The following is a 24,403-nucleotide window of genomic DNA, read 5'->3' on the forward strand; positions in this document are numbered from 1 at the left end:
TTAGCCTGAGAATATTTGGTGCTCAAAGAAATCTGAGGGGTTTACCAAAGGACATTTAAAGGAATTAAAATCAGGGACTATTTGTGGAAGTGAATTTAGTATGAAGAAAAATTGGTTATTTTTTGCACTGGTAGTGACGCTATGTTGGACAGCATGTACCTCTGAAGAGGTTGAGCCTGATGAGACCAGGTTGGGGGCTGATTTTTACCCATTGGAGGTAGGGAATTACAGCATCTTTCAGGTGGAAAATACAGACTATAAAGTGACAGGTGAAGTAGTAACCTCTACTTATCAACTGAAAACTGAGGTAGTGGATTCGTTCCTTAACCAGACAGGAAATATCTCTTATATTATTCATTATTTTAAAAGGCAGTCTGCATCTGAAGACTGGCAACTAAACCATGCATGGACAGCCCGAAAGAACGCCAACCAGGTGGTGTTGATTGAGGAAAACGTGCCTTTTGTTAAATTATCGTTCCCTATCAAAGATGATAAAGTTTGGGATGGAAATATACTGAATTCCCTTCCGCGGGATGACTATCAGATGGACAGCCTGTTCAGTCAATACATAACTCCCGGACAGGACACCATAGCCAATACGCTTACGATAATTCAAGGTGACAATCAGGATTTTATGGTTGAATTGGACAGGCGCTACGAGATCTACGGCTTGCACCTTGGACTGGTTTACAAGGAGGATATAAAGCTTCAGTATTGTACTAATACCGACTGCCTCGGACAGCAGCAGGTAGAGACCGGCCATGAATACAGACAATACCTTATAGAGAGCGGCACTAATTAATTAGTGTCTCTAAGAAAACGCCAATGTCTGCGTTACGCTTGTCCCAAAAATGCTCTCGTACCTCAGTACGCTCCGCTTTTTGGCACTGCGCAGGCCCTTGCTCTGCCGAAGCGGCTACGCAAAGGCGAGCTTGATCGAACTCACGTTAATTGAATTTTTGTAGGGATGGTTTAAGTTAACTTGAGTTCATTTTGATTCCCTTTGTCTTCTGATGGGGATTAATGACTTGAAAGTACAGTTCGCAAAATCCAACCACCTGACTGATATCCCTTGATCTGAATATGCCTTTTCCCCTAATAAATAACGATACCGGCTTCCAACTTATCCGGTTGAAAGTGCGTCTTTCGTAAGGATCTTTTTTGAAAAAGGTGCTACATTAACAGTTGATATGAAAAGGGTTGCTCTATTAATAATTTTTTGTCTGCTATGTCTGTCACTTTCAGCTCAGGTGAACAGGTACGTTGTCTTTTTTGCTAATAAATCCGGTACACCGTATTCACTGGCCTCCCCGGAACAATTTCTCTCGCCAAAGGCAATACAAAGAAGAATCTCCCAGAATATAGAGTTGACACAGGCTGATCTGCCTGTTAGCCCATTTTATGTGGATGGTGTGGAATCCACGGGGGCAGAGGTTTATTATACTACACGTTGGCTAAACGGGGCATTGATACAAGCTGATGAAAGTCTGATCGAAGCAATAGAGGCTCTGGGGTATGTAGATTCTGTGGTTTATGTTGCCCCGGGAGTCAGGCTGACTAAAAACTCGCGGAAGTGGGAGGCTTTTGAAGAATCACCGCCAGCCCAAACATCAACGCAGTTGCAGATGTTGGGTGTAGATGCCTTGCATGGTGAAGGATATCATGGGGAGGGAGTCACCGTAGCCTTCTTTGATGGAGGCTTTGTCGGAGTGAATAATGTCACGGCATTCCAGCATATCTTTTTTGATAACAGAATGAAGTATGCTTTTAACCTGGTGGAAAATAGCCAGGATGTATTCAAATCCAGTAACCACGGCACCAAGGTATTTTCTGCAACGGCAGGGCTCATGGCCGGGCAGTTTACAGGAACAGCCTATGGGGCTGATTTTATGTTGTTTATTACTGAAGACGCTGCCTCGGAATATCGCATAGAAGAGTACAACTGGCTCATAGCGGCAGAAAAAGCCGATAGTGCCGGGGTTGATATCATCAGTAGCTCGGTAGGTTATTTTGACTTTGATGATCCCTCCATGAACTACAGTTATGAAGATATGGACGGTAAGACTACAATTGTGGCGCAGGCTGCAAAAATGGCCTCAGAAAGGGGTATTTTGATAGTGGCCAGTGCAGGAAATGAGGGCAATAAAAGCTGGCGTTACATCACTACTCCCGCTGATGTGGAGAGTATACTGGCCGTTGGATCAGTCAATTCGACAGGAGAGGTGAGCAGCTTTAGCTCAAGGGGCCCTACTGCTGACGGACGTGTTAAGCCCGATGTAATGGCTTTGGGTAGCGGCACTACGGTAATCAATGAATCAGGGATGATCTCAAAAGGAACGGGTACCTCTTTTGCAGCCCCATTGATCACAGGGCTGGCAGCAGGCATATGGCAGGCATACCCCGAGCTTACAAACTATGAATTAATGGACCTGATCAAAAGTATTGGAAGCCATGCCGATATTCCGGATAACAGCTACGGTCATGGTATTCCTGATTATACACTTTTAGCTACTCCTGATCCGGGCTCTCTAAGCTTTTCTGTTTTTCCCAATCCGGTTGCTATTGAAGACTTGAAAATAAAATCATGCTGCAGACAGGAGACCACTGCAGAGGCAAGGGTAATTGATGCTACGGGTAAGGTAGTGAAACACCTGCTATTTAATTTTGCGCGTAATCAAAACCAGCATCGATTATATGTTGATGATCTTCGGCAAGGATTGTACTTGTTGGTACTTCGTTCTTCGACAGGTACCGAGATGCACAGAATTGTGAAATACTAAAGCATATTTTTCTATCTTTGGCCCATGAACAAACCTATTATAGCCCCTTCGATATTGGCATCTGATTTTGCCAATCTTCAGCGTGAAGTTGAAATGCTTAATGAAAGCGAAGCCGACTGGATACATATAGATATTATGGACGGTATTTTTGTTCCTAACATTTCTTTTGGGATCCCGGTAACAGAGGCCATTGCAGCGCATGCGAAAAAGCCACTTGATGTGCATCTGATGATCGAGAAGCCGGAGAATTATGTAGAAGCATTTTACAAGGCGGGGGCTGCATCCATTTCTGTTCATTATGAAGCCTGCCCACACTTACATAGAAATTTACAGCAGATCAAAGACCTCGGGTGTCGCGCTGGTGTTGCTATTAACCCACATACCAATGTACAACTGCTTGAAGACGTGATCCATGATATTGATATTGTGTGTCTGATGTCTGTTAACCCAGGCTTTGGAGGGCAGAAATTCATTGAAAATACTTACAATAAGGTGAGGCAGCTCAAGGAAATCATAGTTGATGCCGGGGCCTCAACTATGATCGAAATAGATGGAGGAGTGAACCAAAGTAATGCCGGGCATTTGATAGAAGCAGGTGCAGATATTTTGGTTGCCGGCAGCTTTGTTTTTAAATCATCTGAACCTAAGGACACTATAGCCGACCTCAAAAACGTTTAGTCGTCAGTCGAAGCCTGTTGAATGAAGTTCATTTTCCTAAACCTACTGTTATTGATCACCTTTACCGGATCGCTGGCACAACAAGGCGCCCTTTCCGGAGTGGTGACGGACGAAAGTGATAAGCCTGTTGCAGGGGTTAATGTCAGGGTAAAGCATGAATCCATAGGCACAGTAACAAAAGAAGACGGCAGTTTCATACTGAAGCTGCCTGCCGCCCGGGAATTGACGGTGGTATTCAGCCATGTTGGTTATGCCACTGTCGAAAAGCCTGTGGAAGTAAAAGCAGGAGAGGCTATCGAAGTAACTGTGATGTTGAAGCTGCTCACCGAGGTGCTTACAGGCGTTAGCATTGAAGGTGAACGTGAAAGGAGAGATGAAGTAAGTGTGACGAAGATAAAGCCCAAAACGCTCGAAGCCTTACCCACTCCTTTTGGAGATTTCAATAAAATATTATCCACATTGCCAGGGGTAGTGAGTAATAATGAACTTTCATCGACATACTCTGTCAGGGGTGGAAGTTTCGATGAAAACCTGATCTACGTAAATGACATACCCATTTACAGACCTTTTTTGATCAGCAATGGCCAGCAAGAGGGGTTGAGCTTCGTGAATAGTAATTTAGTAAAATCAATTGAATTCTCTGCAGGTGGCTGGCAGCCGAAGTACGGAGATAAGCTCTCCTCAGTGCTTAACGTAGATTACAAAGAGCCCACATTGTTCGGAGCATCTGCTACCATAGGTTTGCTCGGTGGAACAGCCCACATGGAAGGGGCTTCCGGGTCCGGAAAGCTCAGCTATGTAGCTGGTGTCCGGCATAAATCAGCACAGTATCTGCTGAATACGCTCGAAACAAAAGGGGAATACCTGCCCAAATTTACTGACCTTCAGGCATATGTCAGCTTCCGGCCGGATAGCAGAACCTCCATAGGCGTACTTACTTCTTATGCCAGAAACAGATACCTGATCGAACCGGAGAGCAGAGAAACAGAATTTGGTACTTTTAACAGGTCCTTTCGCCTTTTTGTAGGTTTTGAAGGCAGAGAAATACTCGAATATGATACCTACCAGGGAGGTGTGAAATTCTCGAGAAAGCTAAATGACGGTTGGAAAACTGATCTGATCGCCTCAGCGGTGCATGCCTCTGAGCGAGAGTTTACCGATGTGGAAGGTGGCTATCGCCTCTGCGATGTAGATAAAGACCTGGGATCAGATACTTTCAACGAGTGTGTTTTTACCAGAGGTATAGGCTCTAATTATGATTATGGGAGAAATACACTTGAAGCCAATATTATTAACCTGGAAAACAGGAACACTTACTCGCTAAATACAAAGAATACACTTGAGTTTGGGTTGGGATACTCCTGGCAAAATATTGAGGATCAGCTTAGTGAATATGAATTCAAAGACTCGGCAGATTTCGTGATTGACACCCAGTCGCTGGAGGCAGATCATAAACTGGAAAGCAGCCAGTATTCCGGGTTTGTACAGAACACACAACAACTCAGGGCGAACATAGTAGCGACATATGGGGTAAGGCTTAATTATTGGACTATCAATGAAGAATTGCTGATCAGTCCAAGAGTACAAATATCCTTCGAGCCTGAATGGACCCGTGATGTAGTGTTTACTGCAGCAGCAGGGCTTTACCAGCAGCCACCCTTCTATCGTGAGTTAAGGGCTCCTTCAGGAGATCTGAACAGGGAGCTGAAGGCGCAAAAAGCCCTTCATCTTATTGGTGGACTTGACTATAATTTCAAGTGGTGGGGGCGCGATTTTAAATTTATGGGAGAAGTGTACTATAAAAAACTTTCCGATGTGGTGACTTATGACATCGACAACGTCAAAGTAAGGTACTATGCCAATAATGAAGCAAGGGCTTATGCAACAGGCGTTGACCTGAGAGTGAGTGGTGAATTTATACAAGGGACGGAATCCTGGTTTAGTGTGGGTATACTGAATACAAGGGAAGATGTGGCTGGTGACGGAAGAGGATATATCAGAAGACCAATGGACCAACGGCTGAATATTGCGGTATTTTTTCAGGATCATCTGCCCAACAATCCGACCTTTCGGGTGAGCCTGAACGTATTCTTTGGCAGCGGTTTGCCATTTGGACCACCACAAAATTTTGAAAAGAGAAACGTATTTAACGGAGATACGTATAGAAGGCTGGATATAGGATTCTCCAAGCTCTTTTATATGAACAAGGAGAAGTATAAAGAAAGACGGCAGGTGATTGTTGGTGCGGAGGTGTTAAACTTACTGGGAGTGTCAAATGCTATTTCCTATACCTGGATATCGGATGTTAGCAACAATCAGTTTGCAGTGCCTAATTCACTGTCGGCAAGGTTTTTGAATGTAAAGCTTTCAATTAAAATATAACTTAAGGTAACATGATAAATCTAATGAAAAGGATGAGCTACTTTGTATGCCTGGGCCTGGTAGCCTTTGCATGCTCCCAGAGGTCGGTAACCCGTGTGAGCCCTGACCAGCAAATAGACCTCAGCGGACGCTGGAACGATGTTGACTCCAAAATGGTAGCCAGTAAAATGGTGCAACAGTTTCTGAACAGCCCAAGATACCAGTCTTATGCCAGTGATATTGGTAAGACGCCCGCCATTATTGTAGGGTACATCCAAAACAAAACCAGCGAACATATCGACTCTGACAACTACATCAAAAAATTTGAGCTGGAGATCTTTAACTCCGGGCTCGCTGACCTGGTAGAGTCACCGGAATTTCGCGAAAGGCTCAGGCAAGAGCGTGCTGATCAGCAAGAGTTTGCATCACCGGAAACGGCTGCCAAATGGGGTAGGGAATACGGAGCCAATCTGATGCTGTTTGGAACAATGACATCAGAGACTGATACCTATAACAAAAAGAAAGTAGTGAACTATATCACGACACTATATCTTACTGATATGGAAACCAACAAAAGAGTTTGGTACGGTCAGGAGGAAATCAAAAAATATATCGAGAATTAATGCTCATAAGCATTTAATGAAGCTCATATTACTACGGCATAGGGCAGTCATCTCTGACTCCTGTGCCGCCATTTTTTATTTGCATAAAGCCTCTTCACCTTATGATCACTTTCCATAGGCCTGTTTTTTATGTGCTGCTATTGACCCTGGCTTCGTCATGCGCTACTTATTATGAGGTCAATAGGGAGTTTACAGAAGATTTTGAGAGTGGCAGGCTGGAGCAGGCCAACGAGGTGCTGGCCAGGAAAAAGAAAATCGAAAAAAGTAAAGACCGGCTTCTCTACTTTCTCAACAGAGGTGTTGTGCTTTCCATGCTTGGAGAGTACGAGGAGAGCAATGAGTACCTCGAAAAAGCCTATCTCTACACTGAAGATTACCAGGTTAACTACCTCAATGAAGCCACCTCTTTATTGACTAACCCAATGTTTACTGCCTATCGGGGTGAGGATCATGAGAACCTGATGGTGCTTTACTACAAAGCGTTAAACTTTCTGCGTATGGGAAAGTATGATGAGGCTTTGGTAGAATGCAGGAGATTAAATATACGTCTTCAGCAGTTGAGCGATAAATATACCAGTGCAAAAAAATATCAAAAGGATGCTTTCATACACACCTTGATGGGTATCATCTATGATGCAAAAAAAGATTATAACAATGCCTTTATTGCCTATAGAAATGCTCTGGAGATCTATAATACTGATTATAAAGATATTTTTTCCATAGGCCCGCCAGATCAACTGAAAGAAGATCTGTTACGTACTGCCTGGTTGACAGGTTTCTATGAAGAGTTTGATCATTATAAGCGGGAGTTTGACATGGAGAGCTATGAGTATTCACCTCATGCAGGAGGTACGTTGGTCTTTTTCTGGAATAATGGCCTGGGTCCGGTAAAAAGTGAATGGAGTGTCAACTTTGCTGTGGTGCATGGTGCTGGAGGAGTGGTTAATTTCACCAATGATGAATACGGATTCAGCTTCCCTTTTACCGTACCCTATGATAAACAAGATGAGTCCACCAGTCTTAAGGATCTGGAATTCTTCCGCGTAGCCTTTCCCAAATATCAGGAACGTGCATTGTTTTTTAACGAGGCAGCTATAAGAGTTAATGGTCAGCGTTACGGACTGGAGCTGGCGGAAGACGTTAACGCGATTGCTTTTAGAAGCTTAAGAGAGCGAATGTTGAAGGAATTCGGCAAGGCCCTGCTTCGGGTGGCACTGAAAAAAGCAGCAGAACATGGGGCACGTAAGGAAGACGAAGGTCTTGGTGCAGCGGTTAGCTTTTTAAATGCATTGACTGAAAAGGCTGACACGCGAAACTGGCAAACACTTCCCCACAGCATATATTATACAAGAGTGCCCTTGCCGGCCGGAGACCAGCAGGTAACACTTGAACTGTCTTCGAAAAAGATCGATAACAACCACGAGCAGGTGTTTCAATATCATGTAGAAAAGGGAAAAACCATATTTCAAACCTTCTCATCACTGGAGTATAGTCACCAACCATACTATTAGTAGGCCCGTTGGTGATATATTTCTGAATTTTTAGGCATAAAATTTGAATTAAAGAATGAAAAGCCCTTTATTCGGGGTTTTATATTACATGCAAATACATTCTTTAACCTAATAAACTGAGTTGAACCAATGAGGAAGTTTAATTATTTATTTGTAGCGCTGCTATTGCTGTTAGCTGGTAACGCTGCTGTTGCACAAGAGGAGATAAGTGATGAGGATTTGAGGAGATACGCTCTTATGATGGAGGTAGTTGATGCTATGAAAGCAGAGATCAGCGGTCTTACTAATGAAATGATCCGTAATCAGGAAGGTATTGATGGCAGGAGATACATGGAATTGGCAAAAGCTAATGGTAATGCTGCCAAACTAGAGGAGATGGGTGCTAAAGACTATGAAAAGAAATTTATGGAAGTGATAACTGCCATGCAGGACGAAAGGAAGGAAGCCATTTCAGAAGTAGTGCAGATACTTGCTACCAAAATGTTGCCCGATGGAGGGAAAACCTACAAAGCCATAAAATCAGGGCTAAACTCAGACCAGGCGCTTAAAGCCAGGTATGAGAAAATTGAAGCTAAAATGAAGCTTGGAGATGCTGGTGATGCCTGATCAGGTGTATTTTATTAAAGCATAATACATAAGAGGCCGTTCTCAAATGTTTCCTTCTGAGTTACCCTGAACTTCATTTCCCACGTAGCTTCTATTCGTTTTAAGGGATTAAAAATCAGTTTGTGATGATTCGAATTGACTTTTGGGAACGGCCCTTTTTTGGCTGAAAGTTAAGAGGTTCATCGTAGCGAATCTTCAAATGGCTTTTAGCTACAGAATCCCTCCTTTTTTTAACTGAAAAAATTCCTATATTGTATAAATTTTTTACCGGATAACTTACATCAATATGTTTTCAGAAAATGAAATTGCTACCATGGTGGAAATTCCCGAGGTAATGGAAGCAACAATAGCAGTAAGGAAAGAATTTATTGAAAATGAGGTGAGTATGCTTGAAATATCTGAGCATGACTTCCTTTCACTCATCATGATGACCCCGGCTATTGGGATGGCGCTGGCCAATGGGAGTATGAGTCTGTTTGAAGAGCTCGCGCTGAATAAACTGGCTAGAAAAATGTCTAAGGGTGGCTATTTTCTGAAGGTGGATCCTGTGGCACATGCTATGAAATATGTGATGAAGAATTTTGACCGCTGGGAGGGACCTTTCTATAATGTTATTAACCTGTGTATGAATAGCACCTTTGATAGAAAAAAACTACTGGAGGTACGCAGTTGTGGAATAGAAGATCCGATAAAATGTTTAGCCAGGGATCTGATGGAAGTCCCCTATATATTTGTTCGCTTTCTCAGTATTTTGATACTGAATGATGAATCGGATATTTTGGGACATAGAAGTATTTCCAGGGTGGAGTTCGATAAAATTAAGGATGTTGGCAATAAAATGAATATCTCAGAGGTGCCTGCTTTTAAGTCGTTTCTTAACACTTTCGAAGTGAAATAGTGTGTAAGAAAATACTAAGTGGTATTAAGAAAAACATCAGGGTCAAGCTTGCCTTCGCCTAGCCGCTTGAGCGGAGCAAGAGGCTTGTACCTGTGCACCGAAGTGCTATAAGCGCACACAGGCGTGAAGTGCCAAAAAGCCGGGTTCCGTACTGTTATTACAGTTGTTTGGGACGAGCGTAACGCATAGACTGATGTTTTTTTAAGCCACTAAATAACTCTGCGGTTTGTACTGGAGTGAGCATAATATTTTTTAACTTTACGAGTTTTAATGCTAGCTTTTTCCGTCTTTTGCTGTAGCGATGTGGCAGGAGCTTAACTGGTGAGATGATCTTAAAGCGCTTACGTATACTTTGTCTTGGTATGTGCATGGCATTTGTCCTGCTTCATTTTGCGCAAAAGAGCTTTGCACAAAAAGGCAGGGGCGATAGGCCATCTATCCCTTTGGACCATTTTTATGCCGAGCCTGAAAACCGTAATGCCCTTAGAGTTTTGCTCAGCAAGTTTCACTTTAGCTTTTCTACAGGCTATGGCCGTACCTTTTACCGGCAGGATCTTTCAGATTTTGCCATACTTCAGCAGCAGGATAGCCTGCCCCTGATTTTTGGTAAAGATTTTAATATTGCAGGGGGAAATATCAGTTCAGGCTATAACTACTGGTTTAATGACTTGCAGAGTAGGAATAATATCAACTTTGATCCATCAACAGACTTTATTGTCAGCGCTGATTCGGCAGCATTGAAATTCACGGCTCCGGGGATGAGTATCCCACTTAATTTCTCCATCCATTTCGAATTTGACCGGTACCGTGTGGGTGGAGGATTTGCCTTTGAATATCACCGCCCGGGTAATTTCAATCCTACTGTTTACGAAGACCGGATCAGCGGTTATGAACCCAATTTCGGGAGCACATTCTTTAAAAAGTATTATGTGATGCTTGGAGCAAGAGTATACCGGTACTACGAATACAGCTTGTCGGTCGATGCCAATATCGGTGCTATAAACCTCACTAGTAAATTTAACAAGAGCATCATCCAGAAAGGTGTCTATCTTAATTTAGGCGCTACTGTCGAGAGAGATCTTTCGGAGTATTTCCGCGTTTTTGTGAAACCAAGCTTCGATATTAAGAGCTTTACGTTAAACATCCCGGAAACCGACCTTACCATTCCCCAGTCTATGAATGCTTTTTACCTCTCATTTGGAATTACCTACCGTATTCCCGAGCTCCCAAAGTGTTTCTTAAAGCAGTGTACAACACAGGTTAACCACCAGCACGGAAACATGGAGTATCGAAGCAGGATGCACCCGGTCTATAAAAAACAAAATCCTCATCATGGTGAAAATTATCCACGTCTGATCAAATACAAAGGGAAGAACAAGAAAAAGCTACATGCTTATTGATTGATGTTGACCGGTCGACCGGGACTGTTCCCTTGTTAGTGATTTACGTTTAAAGGACCATTCACAGGTTACCGATCACTGGATCACACACTTACATCAGACACCAAACACTTCTGCAAAAGTGTGTTTTCATATACTATTGGTTTAATTATACCCAATAATTGACTGAATACAAGTGAATTGTAATTTCATTGTGCTTTGTGATACGTTTACATCCCTCTTAATTTTTCCAACACCCGCACTCATTTTTTATCGAACTTAAGTTCTTTAAACATAGGCGCCGGGATTTATGAAAAACCACCTGATTATTTGGACTGCTCCTGATAAGAGGCTAGACGAACTGCCTTATTGGGGTGATTTGATACATAAACGGGATGAAGAAGCGGCTGCATCGCGCTTCTTGCCTGAGGTGTCGACCCTATTCAATCAGTACAATCTTCCAGTTCTTTATACTAAAGAATATAAGCCCAAAAACGATATATGGTCGGCTGAAGAAGTGAAAAGCGGTCTGGCCAATATTTTCAGGATTATTTTAAAGCAGGACAAAAAAATACCTGACGCGCTGATTGAAAAGATAAAACTGGTTCCCTATATCAGAAAAGTAAAGCCGGTAGATGTAGGCGTAGCAGCATTGCCGCCCATAGCCTCTCCAATGTCTGTAGCAGCGCTGGACCCATCATCTCAGATACTGCTGAAACAGGCTCATGCCTACACCACCGGAAGCCCGGAGATCAAAATTGCGGTGCTGGATACGGGTGTGGATAAAAAGCATCAGGAAATAGGAGAGTCTTTATTGCCCGGAATGGATTTCGTTGATATTATAGATGGAGCTGAAAAATTTGTTGGCGATTATTTGGGTTATGATACCGACCCTGACGATGAAGTAGGGCATGGTACACATGTTTGTGGTATACTGGCTGCCAAAGGCATAAAAATGCCTACCGGTATTGCTCCGTCTTGCAAAATAGTACCAGTTCGTGTATTGGGAGCCCTGAAAACAGGTAACGGAGTAGTGGGTGCAGGGCTGATAGATAACATCAACAATGGAATTAAATGGGCTGTAGATCAGCAGGTTGATGTTATTAATATGAGCCTTGGGATCAGGCATGAAGGAGGCGGCCTGCCTCACGAAGAGGTGATCAGATACGCCCTGAGCAAGGGAGTTTCGATCGTAGCGGCATCGGGCAACGATGGCAGGCAGGACCGCTACTACCCCGGAGCTTTACCAGGAGTGATAGCCGTTGGCGCTGTTGATCACAACAATCAGATGGCAACATTCTCGACCTATGGTTCGCATGTATCGTTTGTGGCGCCAGGGGCCAACATCATCAGTACCTACCCTGAAAATAAGTATTCCATATCCTCGGGAACCTCTCAGGCATCGCCCTATGTGGCAGGCGCTATCGCCTTATTAAAAGCATTTGCATTGAAATTCGGTAGAAACCTTAAAGATAATCAGGCAAAATACATCCTGAAGCATACAGCAGACCGATTGGATAGCACGCTTAAAAATGTTAAGAGCGGCTATGGCCTGATCAACCTGCTTGATGCATTAAAGCTGTTGAAGTATAAGTTAAGTGTATAACAATTAAATAATTATATTATGAACACCAACATTTTAGGATCAACCACTAATGGAGGTATATCTCTTGGTAATGGTTCTTCTGGGGGCAACATAGCAGTGAAGTTCCCTTTGCTCGATTTTGCCAGGCCATTGTGGGTTTCTGATTTTAATATCGAACCCCCGAGAGTGAAGATAGAACCCTCTATAAAGGAAATTGTAGAAAGGATCAGTAAAAAACTGGTAGATAAACCATTAAGGTATAAGTCCAGGCAGCTAAAAGAGTGGAAGCTTAGGGATATCATGAAGGAGGATGACAAAAAAGGTGATGCCAAAGCAAAACTCATCCGGGACGGGTATAGTGCTACTATTGCCCAGGTAAGCGAAAGTCTCAACAGGAGCAATATAGACCATACCACCAAATTTCTGTTGAGCAATGAGCCGTTATATGTATATGCGCTAAGCTTTGTTATCTACTATGAAAAAGTAAAAGATGCTGATGGTGTCAATGACAGAGTGATCGTAGTTGCAGAAAACGAGATCAAACCTTTCTTTAACGTGCTTCTGGCCAAGGCCACCATAGAACATAGGCACCTGAACCTAACTGCCGCTCAAAGGAAAGAGATATATAAGGCAGCCGCAAACACCAATATTTCATATGTGAAGGGAATGCCTAATAGCGCCATATCTGGTATTATTTCCAAATATGTAGACCATGGTAATATTCACAGGTTGGTCGACAAATTCTTTGAATCCGGGGAAATAGATCCGGCTAAAGGTACACCGCAGGTGCGACAGCTTATGGTCAACTTCCTGAAAGAGATCGGACTCATCGTGCCTGAAAGAGATGAAGAAGGTGAAATTGTAGCCGGGATTAATTTTAATGACGTGGAAATAGAGGAAGAGCATGAGCATGTCCTGGATAGTGATACTGACGATGACATTGACCTTAGAGATCCAATGTCTTAATTATTAGAAAGTAAAACGGATACTAAATATCAATACAATGGCAGATGTTCTGGAAAAATATAGTGAATACTTAGCCCTGGCCTATACCAATGCGCTAAAACAAGCTAAAAAGTCGGACGATCCGGTTACCAACGTTTATCAGAATGGAAGTCCATTTGCATTTAACTATGTGGTGGATTACTTCGAAACGGCTGATGAACAAGGAATTGATGCGGAAAATATTCTCGCAGCAGGTACGCTTTACTACCTCAAAACACTTGCAGATGACCTTGGCATACTCCGTGTGGCAGATGCCGTTCTGATGAGATGGACAGCAGGAATGTTGGATATTCCTCAGGGTAGTACAGCATCAAAGCTCTACAGCTATTATAAACTACGTGACGATTATGCTACGGTTGAGGAGCGGGCTATGTTCTACAAAATTGTGCTTAATGTTGGGGATGCAGAAGTGCTCGACCAAATGGCGGTGAATACAGATTTTACTCCTTTGTGGGATACTTTGATGACGGAGACTGTAAAGTATATAGACAAATATGAGCAGAAAGACAGCAACTTTGGTGTAGTATCCAAATCATCTGTTTACCAGGCAATAAAGGAATTGCAGTATAATCTCACCACCTATTCAAGCGGTATGGTTAAAGCCATTCTCCCCGAGATGTACACACAATTTGAAAAAGCCGTAGCCATATTAGATGACGATAATGTGAAATCTCAACTCGGATGGGGGTATCGAAGGTCAATGTGGAATGTGATAGAAAGGGTAAGCCAGGAAGAGTTTAGCTACAAACCTAATGTATCCTCTCTGCGCACTGCGGCCGTTAGCGGACATAAGATATTTGCAGCTATCGCCGGTTTCGATGCAGGGCTAATGTCCGAATCAGCATTCCAGGATTTCATTCAAAATGTAGAGGCTTTCATAATTGCTCAGAGTCAGCTAGGTGAAGGGGGCAGAAGTGGAAGAACTTATACCAAGGAGGAAGAGGAGGATATAGAAGCAGAAATGAATGAAGAATTCGGAGAAGACGAATGGGACTTCTAAAATCAAGGATCAGTTTATAATCAACTTTGGTAAAGCTAAATAATATGCAGCAAACTAAATTTAATGATATACGAGAAGCAGCAAAGGAGCAGACAAGGAACATCTTAGGCCGATCAACCTCTTTTCAACACATGCCTTATGATGAGCAGAAAAAGATCTATCAGGATGTGATGAATGAGCAGATGTCGCTAATGATGGGCAATGGGCATGGCCGATTGTCGACTGGAATGAAAAAAGGAGATTTTGTAGATAAATCCTCTGACCTGCTTGATGATAAGCGTCATGAAAAGGGCTTTGAAGAAGGTGTAGATTCCTTTGAAGACCTGGTCGATTCTGTAGATTTTCCCCAGTTTGTCAAAGATCTGCTCAAGGCTGTTTTTGATGCCAATATTACCGTAATGAAAGCCCAGACGGACGACTACATCCGTCTGATGAAGGAAGCCACTACAGGGCTGGCATCTTTTATAAAGCAGATCGATAATACTACCACTTTCGCCTATTTGGCAGAAAACAACAAGGATGAGTTCGGCATAACCATGGAAGAGGATGGAAAGGGCGGACAGAAAATGGAGCTGACCAACCCCCAGGGTGAAAAGGTGGATGTGGAAGATAACGAGGTGAAGGCAAAGATCATGGATGCCAAGATCAAGATGGCACAAGAGCACAGGGCAGCACTTCGTGAAACCATACTCATGGGAGTTACACGCCTGGTAGTGGAAAAAGGTGAAGTAGAAGCTGAAGTCAATTTTGAATTTAAAGGGAAGCGAACTGTAGACAAAGGAGACAAGGCTGGTGTAAAGACCAGTAAATCTTCAGGTACTTCTGCTGGCTTTAGCGGAGGGTTGCTAGGCTCAATTTTCGGAGGCCCCAGAGTAGGCCATACCTCGAGTACGCGTCAGACCCAGTTTAGTGTGTCTACTACTAAAAGTACTTCGGAAGATGAGTTGAAGGCCAAGTTGCGCGGTCACGTGAAGTTGCAGTTTAAGACGGACTACTTCAAGCTGGATAATTTTGCTCAGATGTACGGACCGGCTTCACAAGAAGAAAAAGAAGCCGCAACAGCGAATAAATAGCCTTTGATTTAAATGTAGGCATAATATGGCATTGGCAATATTGAAGCTGAATAGCAAGGAAATAGATAAATACACTTTTGAAGCTGATATAGGAACTAACAATTGGTATGAGTACAGGTTAGGGAAGGCCAAAAGAAAGCACAGAGGGATGGAACTTGTCGATGAGGTGATCAGGCAGTCAACAATGTTGAAAGCCCCTGTCACTGATAACAAAAGTTTTGAGACTTCTTTCACGTGGAGTGCGCCTGCCGCAATGTTTGACAGAAGTACCAGGTTCATTCAACTGTTTAGCTACAAAGACCGGAACAAAACATCTCCGGCAATCTCAGAAGTGTTGACGGTGGCGCCTGTTATGGCTGATCTTAATGATGATTTTAAACTACCAAAAATGATGACTATGCCACATAAAATATATGGAACTCAATCGGTAGCGGTACGAAATGCGCCTTTCCGGCTGAAGGAAAATAAAATGAGCGAAGCATTCTTTTTTAATGCTTTGCTTGGAGCAATACCGGGCTTGCTAACCAATGCCTTACCCATGCTTGGCAAGCTGCTTCCCGGCCTTCAAAGCACAGCTCCGGAGGTGACGAAGATATCGGATACAGCGGGTAAGTTGTTACCCGAGCTGATAAAGATCATCCCTCAGGATGTAAAACCGGGTGCAGAGGGAGCCCGGCAGGTATTGCAGAACATTTCTCCGGAAACGATCAAGGCCATCCTGGAGATTATTCAGGGGCAGTTGGGCAAAACCAATGGTACTAATGGCCATTCAACAGCCAAAAGCCTTAAGAAATATAGTCACGACTTTGCCATTAACCCGGCAACGTTGATGCAACTGGCACCGCTACTGGAAAAGGTGCTGTCACCAGAAACCATCAAGGCCATTGGTGACAATCCGGTTAAACTTTTTAAAGCGGTATCCGATAGTGCTTTAAAATTCCAAAAAATGGAATTGGAGCACCTGGAAAAGATCAATCCTGGTGTGGATGACGCCGGGTTTGATAAGATCGTTCAGGGCATGGCTTACAGGAGAACCAGGTACAGCAAGGCCAAAATTGCGCCTGCTCTACTCGCAGCGCTACCAGCGTTGATGCCGGTACTTGAAAAAGTACTGTCACCGGATATGATAAAAGCTATTGGTGATCAGCCGGTTAAACTGTTTAATGCCATTGCCGATGCCGGTCTGAAACATACAAAGCAGGAATTGGACCACCTCGAAAAGATCAATCCGGGAGTTGATGACCCCGCATTTGACAATATAGTAAATTCGATGAATGTAAAAACAGCAGTAACTATTGACTCTACATTCAGCAATGCACTTACGATTAAATTTTTGAACGCCCAGGCAATATCCATAGCAGGTAAGGACAAAATAGTATACGACAAGCGACAGAAAATCACTTTTCCTGTTCAGCTCAACTCAGGTAAAACGAAACCAGGTAAGGTCAATGGACTGAAGAATATCCCAAAAGGAATTTTTCAACTGATTGTACAGGATGGCAATAGCATGGAGGTACTGCTTGAGAAAAAGTATAAGATAAAAGATGTGCCTGTAGGAGCTGTAATAGGTGATATCGTGCTTACCACTGATGAGGTAAAAATGCTGCCTTCCAATAGAGACCTGAAAGTAGAGCTTACATTTAACTGGAAAGGAGATAAAAAGAACTACGGCACTTTCATGAATCACTATATTATGTTTTCTGACGGGTATGTATTTCAAAGAACAGGGAATACATCGGTCACTCATTTCGCATTGAATGATGTAAATGTTTATAGAAACTACTGGCACAAGGTGTGGGAAGGCGGGCCTGCCAGCCATGAAAGATGGAAGGTCGATTTTGAATGTAAATACTATTACGATATCAATGAGGAAGACGCCAACATTAAAAAGCTGGAAACAAAAAAACGAAAGATCAGTGATACGGCGGATGATAAGGAAGGAGACAGCTATAGAAGAAAGATCAGGGCCAGGATCAAGTCAGGGATGGAAGTAAGTGTTGAAGCTTATAACGAGCTACTCAAACTTCAACAATTACCATCACTATCGGAAGAACAATTGAGTGCTTTCAGTGGTGAGGAGTTTATTAAGGAGGCAGGTCTGGTAGGCAGGGTAAGTGTGGATTTCAGAGGCAGAAAAGGCGAAACCTCAGCCTTATGGACCTATCCTGAAGGTAACATTCAGTCTTACATATTGGGGAAAGTGGTTGCGACTGACGCCAGTGGTATGGTCACTGAACTTCAGGAAGAAGAGGTGCAGTTCCCCAGATTTTCATCAGTACATTTTATTGGTACACAATCAGAATAGCTATGTCAAAATATACGGAATTTCCACTACAACCGATGGCAGAGGGCATGAGCGCTCCCGATATTAAACTGGAAGGGCAGAAGGTATTATTTGATAAAAAAGTAAGCCTACTGCCCGTAGACACAAAAAAGGTACCCGAAAACGGAAAAAGCAATGGAGCAGGAGTTTGATGATAACGTCTATGAAACAGATCGGATAATCGATGAGGATATGCTCGAAATGGGAGACTTTGTGAGTGAGATGAGCGATATAGAAGGCTATCTTATTTCCGAAGAAGAAGAGATGGTGATGCGTGCTGAAAGTGTGAGCCTGGATTTCCCTATGCAACTTGATATACGTGTGCTGGAGAGCGGGGAAATAAAGATTGGTAGCTCACCACCACTGTACTATGTGGATACCACCATCATGCCTGTATTTCATCAAATGAAATTAAACATAACAGTAGATACTCAATAGCAGGAGAAGAGAACTATGTCCGCAGCACCTAATACACGTTGGAACCTTGAATCATTTATTGATTCGCTGGTGATTGAACTTGATAAAGCGAGGGAAATACTGGCCGTGAAAGCCATCAACAGGCCCCTCACTTATACAGTGAAGGACATAGCACTGGATTTGCAGCTCTTTCCGTCTTATAACGGAGAAGAAGTACAGTTCATCACTGCACAGCCGGGGCAGAGCGGCGCTTCCAGGTTATCTATACAATTAGCATCCATAACTGATCAGCAAATCAGGCAAACCACTAAAGAGCCCATAACGGTAGATAGCAAATCAATAGAAGAAATAGAAGTAGATAAAGAAACTAAAAAGACCTTGCGTAAGATGGGTATCACTTCAGTCAATGACCTGGAGCAACTGGAAAAAAAGAAAGTTGATCTGGAAAAGGTGACAGATAAAAAGGTAAACTACAAAAGTCTCGCTGATGTGATCAAAAAATCCAAACGAGGATCATTGCCACCGTCAGTGGGTAAGGTGAGCCTTAGTTTGAGTAATGACAAACCGGTACTGCTGATAGAAGGCGACAACCTGCATGTTGACCACAAATTTGAACCTGTAGCAGTAGTGAATGATCAACTGGCAAATATAGTAACCTCAGATGCCAGAAGAGTGATGATAGAGGTTGATCCGGAAGCCATGAAGGGTGGTAAAAATGAGTTGGTGATGACCCTGGATCCTTATGCAGTTTTCAGGTTGGAAATTAACAATTGAAGATATGACAACATCAAAAGGTAGATTATTTCAGATTGCCAAAGAATGTAAACAATATATCCCTAAGCAGGAAAGCAAAAGAAAAAGGGTAAAAGTGGAAGGCAGGCACTATGATGAGGGCAAGGCTATCAGCCTCTCGTACAACCTGGAAATGTATCACCAGAGCATATATGATGCCTACCGCCACCAGGAACCCTCGGCTCAGTTGAGCTTTGTTGACGAACTGCAGAATGAGTCGTTTTATGTAGAACCGTTTGAAAGCAGCGAGGTTGTGCAAGTGGGTTATGAAGAGGTAAAAGAGGACGATGCTATTTTGGAAAAAATCGTTAAAAATCCTGATGTACAACCCGAAGGGAAGCATGTTGAAATTGTAGAAAAGGATCAGACTGACCAGGCAGAGAAGCAAACGGCTGATAAGGGACAGACAGGGCCTGTTGAAACGACCCGGGATTACGAGCGAGATATAGATGTTTCCGATAAGGAGGCATTGAAAACCTTTGAAGCGAACAGGGAAAAAACAGAAGGTGGAGCCGCTAAAACTCCGTATGAACTGGAAGATGATGAGTTTGCCAATGACATACAAGCTATTTTGCAGGGTAAAAAGGTGTTTGACCCCAACCAGAAGAAGGCGGTAGGCCGCCAGGAGCTATCACCTGCCGAAAAACTGAAGCCCTCGGTTGAGCAGCAACCAAAGACACAGGAAGAGGAAGCAGAAGTGGCTATGGATCCTGCGAAAAATGAGCATAAGATATTTGAAAAGATAGCTCAGAGTATGCGATACGCCAACTCCTATGACCTGGGATCGATAGCAATGGAGAAGAAGTTTGACAAGATGGAAAGTGAAATAGAACAGGATGAGCTAAAGAAGATCAATGAAAAGCACACTACTAAGGGAAATATTGAAGAAGCTGAGGTTACTGCTGAGAAAGGAGCCGTACCTGGTGAAGTGGAAGTGAAGAAGGAGCAGAAGTTGACCCCGGCTGAGGTAAAATACGATCCGCAAAAGCTCCTCACTCCGGAAAACGGAGGGCGTGTGCTCCAACCGACCGAACTGCTGTCCGGTGACCTTGTGCTGATAACCTCAAAAGCTGAAGGTAACTCCCTATCTGACAGTCCGCGGTGCTATGCAGGATTATTTGTCGGTGGAGAATTCTATATGACCGGACACGATAAGGTGTTGAGACAAAAACTGCTGTCAGACACTCTCTCAGAAAGCCACGCGGTGGTATTGCGACATCAGCAGTCGGATGATGTCACCAATAAGCTTGAAAAGCCTGAAGTGTCAGGGAAGACAGAGCCGCTGGTAGAAGTGGCGCATACTCCAATTAGTATCCACCGCTCTGTTTGCGAGGGTTTGACAGAAAGTGAAAAGAACAAATGTCAGCTTTTTAGTGGGAAGGTAGATATTGGCACCACTTCCAACGATCATTTTATTATTTCTTATCCCATAATTCGTCATATGGAGGTAGCAGGGCTCAAGTTCTCAGAGTCGGAGATCGAAAATATAACCGGTGAAACCATCATTAAAGCCACAAATAATGGCCAGCTTCAGTATGCCGGCCATCTGCAACTAAAAAATCAACAACTATGAATCGAATAATAAATATCCAGCAGGAATTAACTGATTTCAGGCCCATGAGAAAAAAGGTCTCAAAAGCCACTTCAAAATATTCCTTATCTAATTCCAGGTATTCATTAGCCAAAACCCCCGCAGCAGCAGGCCTGTTTGGAATAGCAGGCCTTACTGCTGTGGAGGCAGCTAACCTGGGGTTAGGAGGAGCCTCACTGCTACAGCCCGCACTTACAAAATCGGGAAGCCTTTCTATTGTTTCCGATAAGGCACAACGGCTGCTCACGCCACAGGCAAGGCAAAAACTTCACAGCCGGCCTAAGAAATCATATACCTATCCGATCCTGTGGATCAACTTTGATAAGCCAATATTTGGGGCTGCTGACGCTGAGATAGAAGTGACATTTGAAGGTAATGACTACGGAGAGATAGGAGGGGCCTATGTGAGAAGGAATCTTAAAAACACTACAGCATTTAGCAAAACATCTCTGAATGTAAGCTTTACCAAGCTGGACAAGATACCACCGAACAATATGAAAGACCCACGTGAGTGGCCTATCGTATTTGCGTATGATGGCACGTACGATCCATGGGGCAACGGACAGTTTGAATTTCAGGGCGAATTTGAGATCAACGCATTTGGAGGACTGAAATTCAACAGACATGAAGTGAAGAGCGTATCACTGGCCGACTGGGGTATTTCAGGTAAGCCCGAGGACATAGTGCAAAGAAAGAGTGACAGGAGCTACACTGTTTCCCAGCTTCCTCCGGAACAAAAAGAATATCTGCTACAACAGATATCGAACTAATTAGTGTCTCTAAGAAAACGCCAGTGTCTGCGTTGCGCTTGCCCCAAAAATGCTCTCGTACCCTAGTACGTTCCCGCTTTTTGGGACTTCACAAGCCTTGAATTTGACGTTTTCTTAAAGCCACTTAGAGTTTTCTTACAAACACTAATTAATTTATGAATAAAACCACCTACAGCCATGAATAGATTATTATCATTAAATAAGGAGCTTAAAACCTACCGGTCGAAGAAGGTGCGGGTAAAAAGTAAAAGCCTGACATACGGAGCCACGCCAGCTAATGGTGAACATGAGAAGGTGAGTGAAATCACTGTAGATGGTGATGTGTTTATTCTTGAGCTGTTCGATTTTTTCTTTGGAAAATCAACGGATGAGAAACAGCTCTCGGATGAACTCAGAAAGATTGCAGCAAAATGTCTGTGGATGGCTACTTTCATGTCAAAAACGGAAAAATATATGCCCCAACCTCCGAACGGTGAGCCATCTATCAGTTGGGTGATTTCGGAAGAAGTTCAGAAAGCTTACAGAAAATTACATCATAAAGGATTGTATGAAGCCGTTAAGCCGATGATACAATCAAAGCTGAGAAGTGAGTTTGAAACTGCACTAATTGCCGGCAAAACAGCCACCGCCCAGCAATGGATGACCCGGGAAATGGCTGTTACCAATACTGCCCTGGTAGTTTTTATTGAAAATACTGGTGCCTTGCCTTTTCAATGGGAAAGTACAGTGGGGAAATTGGTGCAGGAGGGACTTGAAAAAATTATTGACTATGTGTCTGAGGAGTTTGAAAAGTGGCTTAACAAGTTTGCTGAAGCAAAGGGTAAAAAGTATCGTGAGGTCATTATCCTTGAAGATTCCAAGGCTACTTATTCTAACTTAAAATCTACCCTGCACGACCTGGCTAACAAGGAATACATTATTGATATTTTTACCCTGGTGCATGGAAGTCGTACATCGTTTAGTGGTTATAATGGCGCCAGTATAAGTGATACTGACATAAGGGCGCTGCGCGATTCTTTTGGCAAGGCATTGCCGATCAGGATTGTTTACATGATGAATTGTAAGGCCTCCGGACTGAATGACGACTGGCTTTATGCAGGAGCGAGGGCTGTAGCAGGCGCTGTAAATAATAATTACATACCTGAGCCTATGATGACTAAGGTATGGAACAACTGGTTGAAGGGGTATACGTTTACCAACGCTGTCAGCACGGCATACAACGACTCCGTGAAGCTTATTTCAGACACTATTGCCAAGGCTGACTACATACCATTTGTAGGGGGCGACATAGTAAGTGCATTAAGGTCAAATATTAACCCACTTTTGGCCGATAGTAAGCCAAAAATTGAGGGCAATGGCACAATCACCATTACCACAGCTTCTCTGGCTGCCGCGCATTCCCTTTCCTTTAGCGACAGGGTTTACAGCGAAGCGAAATATGGCACCGGTGAACATGTGCTGTCAGGCCTTGTAGATGCCGGCCCTGTAACTGCCGGCTACCAGGTTGACGTCAATGGCGTAAAATTTACCTATGCCGAGCTTATCGCAATGGGCGATTTTTACGAAAGCTATGACCAGATGAACCGCGCAGGTGCCGCTGAGCTTGCTAAGCTAAAAACGCTAATCGATAAAAGTAAGCGCTATTACGAGGCCAGGGTACTTGGTAGCGGAGCTGGCGGGTCAAACCCTTCAGATACTGACTGGCAATCTGCTACAGGTGGAAGGTATTTGAAGCTGGCGGAGGACAATTTCGCACATTTTGCTCCAACAAGCAGTGCTTATATTGCCAGTTTTTCCAGCTCTAAACCTAATCATAAAGGGGAGTGGGAAAGGTATCACCAAAAGGCCATCGGGATTATGAGGGCTGGCGTGGACAGCACGGTCATAGATGATGCACTTATTGTAAATGCTTTTGGTGATCATTTTCTAACAGATGCCTTTGCAGCAGGACATCTTTTTAACAAGGACGATCTTTCACAGTATTTTAAATCCAGAGTGCTGAACTCCAGTGGGAAAATACTCCCCGATGGAGTAAAAATGTTTGACAACATAGCAGGGAAAACCTTTACAGGTAAGCTGAAGGATACCTTTAGCAAATATGAAACAGTAGAACGGTTGATACTTGGTGTCGCAAGACCTAATATTGATTCTGCAAGCAGGTTTAGTAAATTATTGCAGGGCATAATGGAGAAAGAACCGGATATTATTGGCAATACCATGGTGGCCAAGCTGGTCCATGATGCTCTTAACGGCTACTCTGGGGGAGTGCCCGTTACCAACAACAAAGGTGATAAGTGGAATCTTACTGGCGATGACACACTGAATAAGAGCAATCTGGAGATCATGAGAAAAGCAGTCAAACAATCCATTAATAACCTTTCTGATGCTGTGACAGACAGCAGTCCGGTATCGATATTCTTTAAACGAGTATGGGATTTTGTGCCGCAACCGACAGCAGCGTCTGTTACTCTAATTAAAAACCTGATCCGAAACTATACCAATCCGCTGGGAAATGAAATTGTTACTGGCGCTGATCACTTGCTGCAGGCCAACTATAAAGCGCTACTTGACGAACTGGTGAAGAGAAATGTATTGAAGAAGGCATAGTGAATTCTGTAATATGAAGGATTATAGCGATTTGGTTCAGACTACCTGACTTTTTCGGGAAACCAGTGGTCTCGTGTTGCTGTTATCATTTTGATAGTTTGATTGTAAGAAAACTCCGGGGCGCTTAAAGAAAACGTCCAGGTCAAGCTGGCCTTCGCGTAGCCGCTTGAGCGTAGTAAGGGCTTGTGCCTGCGCACCGAAGTGCCATGACGGTGTGATGTCCCTAAAGCTGAGTCCAGTACAGTTGCCGGGTGAGTATTTTCGGACAAGCGTAACGCATAAATTGGCATTCTTAGAGACGCTGATCAATCTCTTTTGGTGACAGATATTTGCATAATAATTTTGGCCCGAACTCCAGATACAATCCATGCAATCGTTCCCATGGATTTAATGCAGCAGAAAAT

20 protein-coding genes are annotated in these 24,403 nt (G+C 43.4%); all 20 read left to right on the top strand.

Annotation, left to right across the window (positions count from 1 at the left end; genetic code table 11):
• Positions 1 to 100: 100 nt before the first annotated feature.
• The 20 genes from C900_RS06280 to C900_RS06375 all read left to right on the top strand — a co-directional run bounded on the left by C900_RS06280 (position 101) and on the right by C900_RS06375 (position 23,999).
• A complete protein-coding gene (locus tag C900_RS06280) occupies positions 101 to 802 on the top strand; it encodes a hypothetical protein (RefSeq protein ID WP_009578843.1) in 702 nt (233 codons plus the stop codon).
• 388 nt (positions 803 to 1,190) lie between these two features.
• A complete protein-coding gene (locus C900_RS06285; protein ID WP_051052792.1) occupies positions 1,191 to 2,780 on the top strand; it encodes a S8 family serine peptidase in 1,590 nt (529 codons plus the stop codon).
• 24 nt (positions 2,781 to 2,804) lie between these two features.
• Positions 2,805 to 3,458: a ribulose-phosphate 3-epimerase gene (rpe, locus tag C900_RS06290; protein ID WP_009578845.1), complete on the top strand. Its 654-nt coding sequence runs from the start codon at positions 2,805 to 2,807 to the stop codon at positions 3,456 to 3,458.
• Positions 3,459 to 3,479: 21 nt separating this feature from the next.
• A complete protein-coding gene (locus C900_RS06295; RefSeq protein ID WP_009578846.1) occupies positions 3,480 to 5,840 on the top strand; it encodes a TonB-dependent receptor in 2,361 nt (786 codons plus the stop codon).
• 11 nt (positions 5,841 to 5,851) lie between these two features.
• Complete coding sequence (locus C900_RS06300; protein WP_221408111.1) at positions 5,852 to 6,442, top strand: penicillin-binding protein activator LpoB; 591 nt, start codon at positions 5,852 to 5,854, stop codon at positions 6,440 to 6,442.
• A gap of 101 nt (positions 6,443 to 6,543) precedes the next feature.
• Positions 6,544 to 7,953, top strand: coding sequence for a COG3014 family protein (locus C900_RS06305; RefSeq protein WP_009578848.1), 1,410 nt, complete (start codon positions 6,544 to 6,546; stop codon positions 7,951 to 7,953).
• Between the two features lie 129 nt (positions 7,954 to 8,082).
• Positions 8,083 to 8,559, top strand: coding sequence for a hypothetical protein (locus C900_RS06310; RefSeq protein ID WP_009578849.1), 477 nt, complete (start codon positions 8,083 to 8,085; stop codon positions 8,557 to 8,559).
• A 286-nt stretch (positions 8,560 to 8,845) separates the two neighbouring features.
• Positions 8,846 to 9,457: a hypothetical protein gene (locus C900_RS06315; RefSeq protein ID WP_009578850.1), complete on the top strand. Its 612-nt coding sequence runs from the start codon at positions 8,846 to 8,848 to the stop codon at positions 9,455 to 9,457.
• 362 nt (positions 9,458 to 9,819) lie between these two features.
• A complete protein-coding gene (locus tag C900_RS06325) occupies positions 9,820 to 10,857 on the top strand; it encodes a hypothetical protein (RefSeq protein WP_185113954.1) in 1,038 nt (345 codons plus the stop codon).
• Between the two features lie 289 nt (positions 10,858 to 11,146).
• Positions 11,147 to 12,442 (top strand): S8 family peptidase, encoded by a 1,296-nt coding sequence (locus C900_RS06330; protein WP_009578852.1) that lies wholly within the window; start codon positions 11,147 to 11,149, stop codon positions 12,440 to 12,442.
• 18 nt (positions 12,443 to 12,460) lie between these two features.
• Entirely contained in the window at positions 12,461 to 13,387 is a 927-nt protein-coding gene (locus tag C900_RS06335; RefSeq protein WP_009578853.1) for a hypothetical protein, read from the top strand.
• Between the two features lie 37 nt (positions 13,388 to 13,424).
• Positions 13,425 to 14,426: a hypothetical protein gene (locus C900_RS06340; RefSeq protein WP_009578854.1), complete on the top strand. Its 1,002-nt coding sequence runs from the start codon at positions 13,425 to 13,427 to the stop codon at positions 14,424 to 14,426.
• Positions 14,427 to 14,470: 44 nt separating this feature from the next.
• The gene (locus C900_RS06345) at positions 14,471 to 15,499 is read left to right on the top strand and encodes a hypothetical protein (RefSeq protein WP_009578855.1); all 1,029 of its coding nucleotides are present in this window, start codon (positions 14,471 to 14,473) and stop codon (positions 15,497 to 15,499) included.
• 25 nt (positions 15,500 to 15,524) lie between these two features.
• On the top strand, positions 15,525 to 17,804 hold the full coding sequence (locus tag C900_RS06350) for a hypothetical protein (RefSeq protein ID WP_009578856.1): 2,280 nt from the start codon (positions 15,525 to 15,527) through the stop codon (positions 17,802 to 17,804).
• Positions 17,805 to 17,806: 2 nt separating this feature from the next.
• A complete protein-coding gene (locus C900_RS29750; RefSeq protein ID WP_009578857.1) occupies positions 17,807 to 17,974 on the top strand; it encodes a hypothetical protein in 168 nt (55 codons plus the stop codon).
• Complete coding sequence (locus C900_RS06355) at positions 17,958 to 18,260, top strand: hypothetical protein (protein ID WP_009578858.1); 303 nt, start codon at positions 17,958 to 17,960, stop codon at positions 18,258 to 18,260. The genes C900_RS29750 and C900_RS06355 overlap by 17 nt, the downstream gene beginning before the upstream one ends.
• 15 nt (positions 18,261 to 18,275) lie before the next feature.
• Positions 18,276 to 19,013: a hypothetical protein gene (locus tag C900_RS06360; RefSeq protein WP_009578859.1), complete on the top strand. Its 738-nt coding sequence runs from the start codon at positions 18,276 to 18,278 to the stop codon at positions 19,011 to 19,013.
• A 4-nt stretch (positions 19,014 to 19,017) separates the two neighbouring features.
• Positions 19,018 to 20,604, top strand: a complete 1,587-nt coding sequence (locus C900_RS06365) for a hypothetical protein (protein WP_009578860.1) — start codon at positions 19,018 to 19,020, stop codon at positions 20,602 to 20,604.
• The gene (locus C900_RS06370) at positions 20,601 to 21,392 is read left to right on the top strand and encodes a hypothetical protein (protein WP_009578861.1); all 792 of its coding nucleotides are present in this window, start codon (positions 20,601 to 20,603) and stop codon (positions 21,390 to 21,392) included. Before C900_RS06365 ends, C900_RS06370 begins: the two co-directional genes overlap by 4 nt.
• A 177-nt stretch (positions 21,393 to 21,569) precedes the next feature.
• Positions 21,570 to 23,999: a hypothetical protein gene (locus C900_RS06375; RefSeq protein WP_009578862.1), complete on the top strand. Its 2,430-nt coding sequence runs from the start codon at positions 21,570 to 21,572 to the stop codon at positions 23,997 to 23,999.
• Positions 24,000 to 24,403 lie beyond the last annotated feature (404 nt).

Origin of the sequence: Fulvivirga imtechensis AK7, from assembly GCF_000331535.1 — a bacterium.
Taxonomy (GTDB): domain Bacteria; phylum Bacteroidota; class Bacteroidia; order Cytophagales; family Cyclobacteriaceae; genus Fulvivirga; species Fulvivirga imtechensis.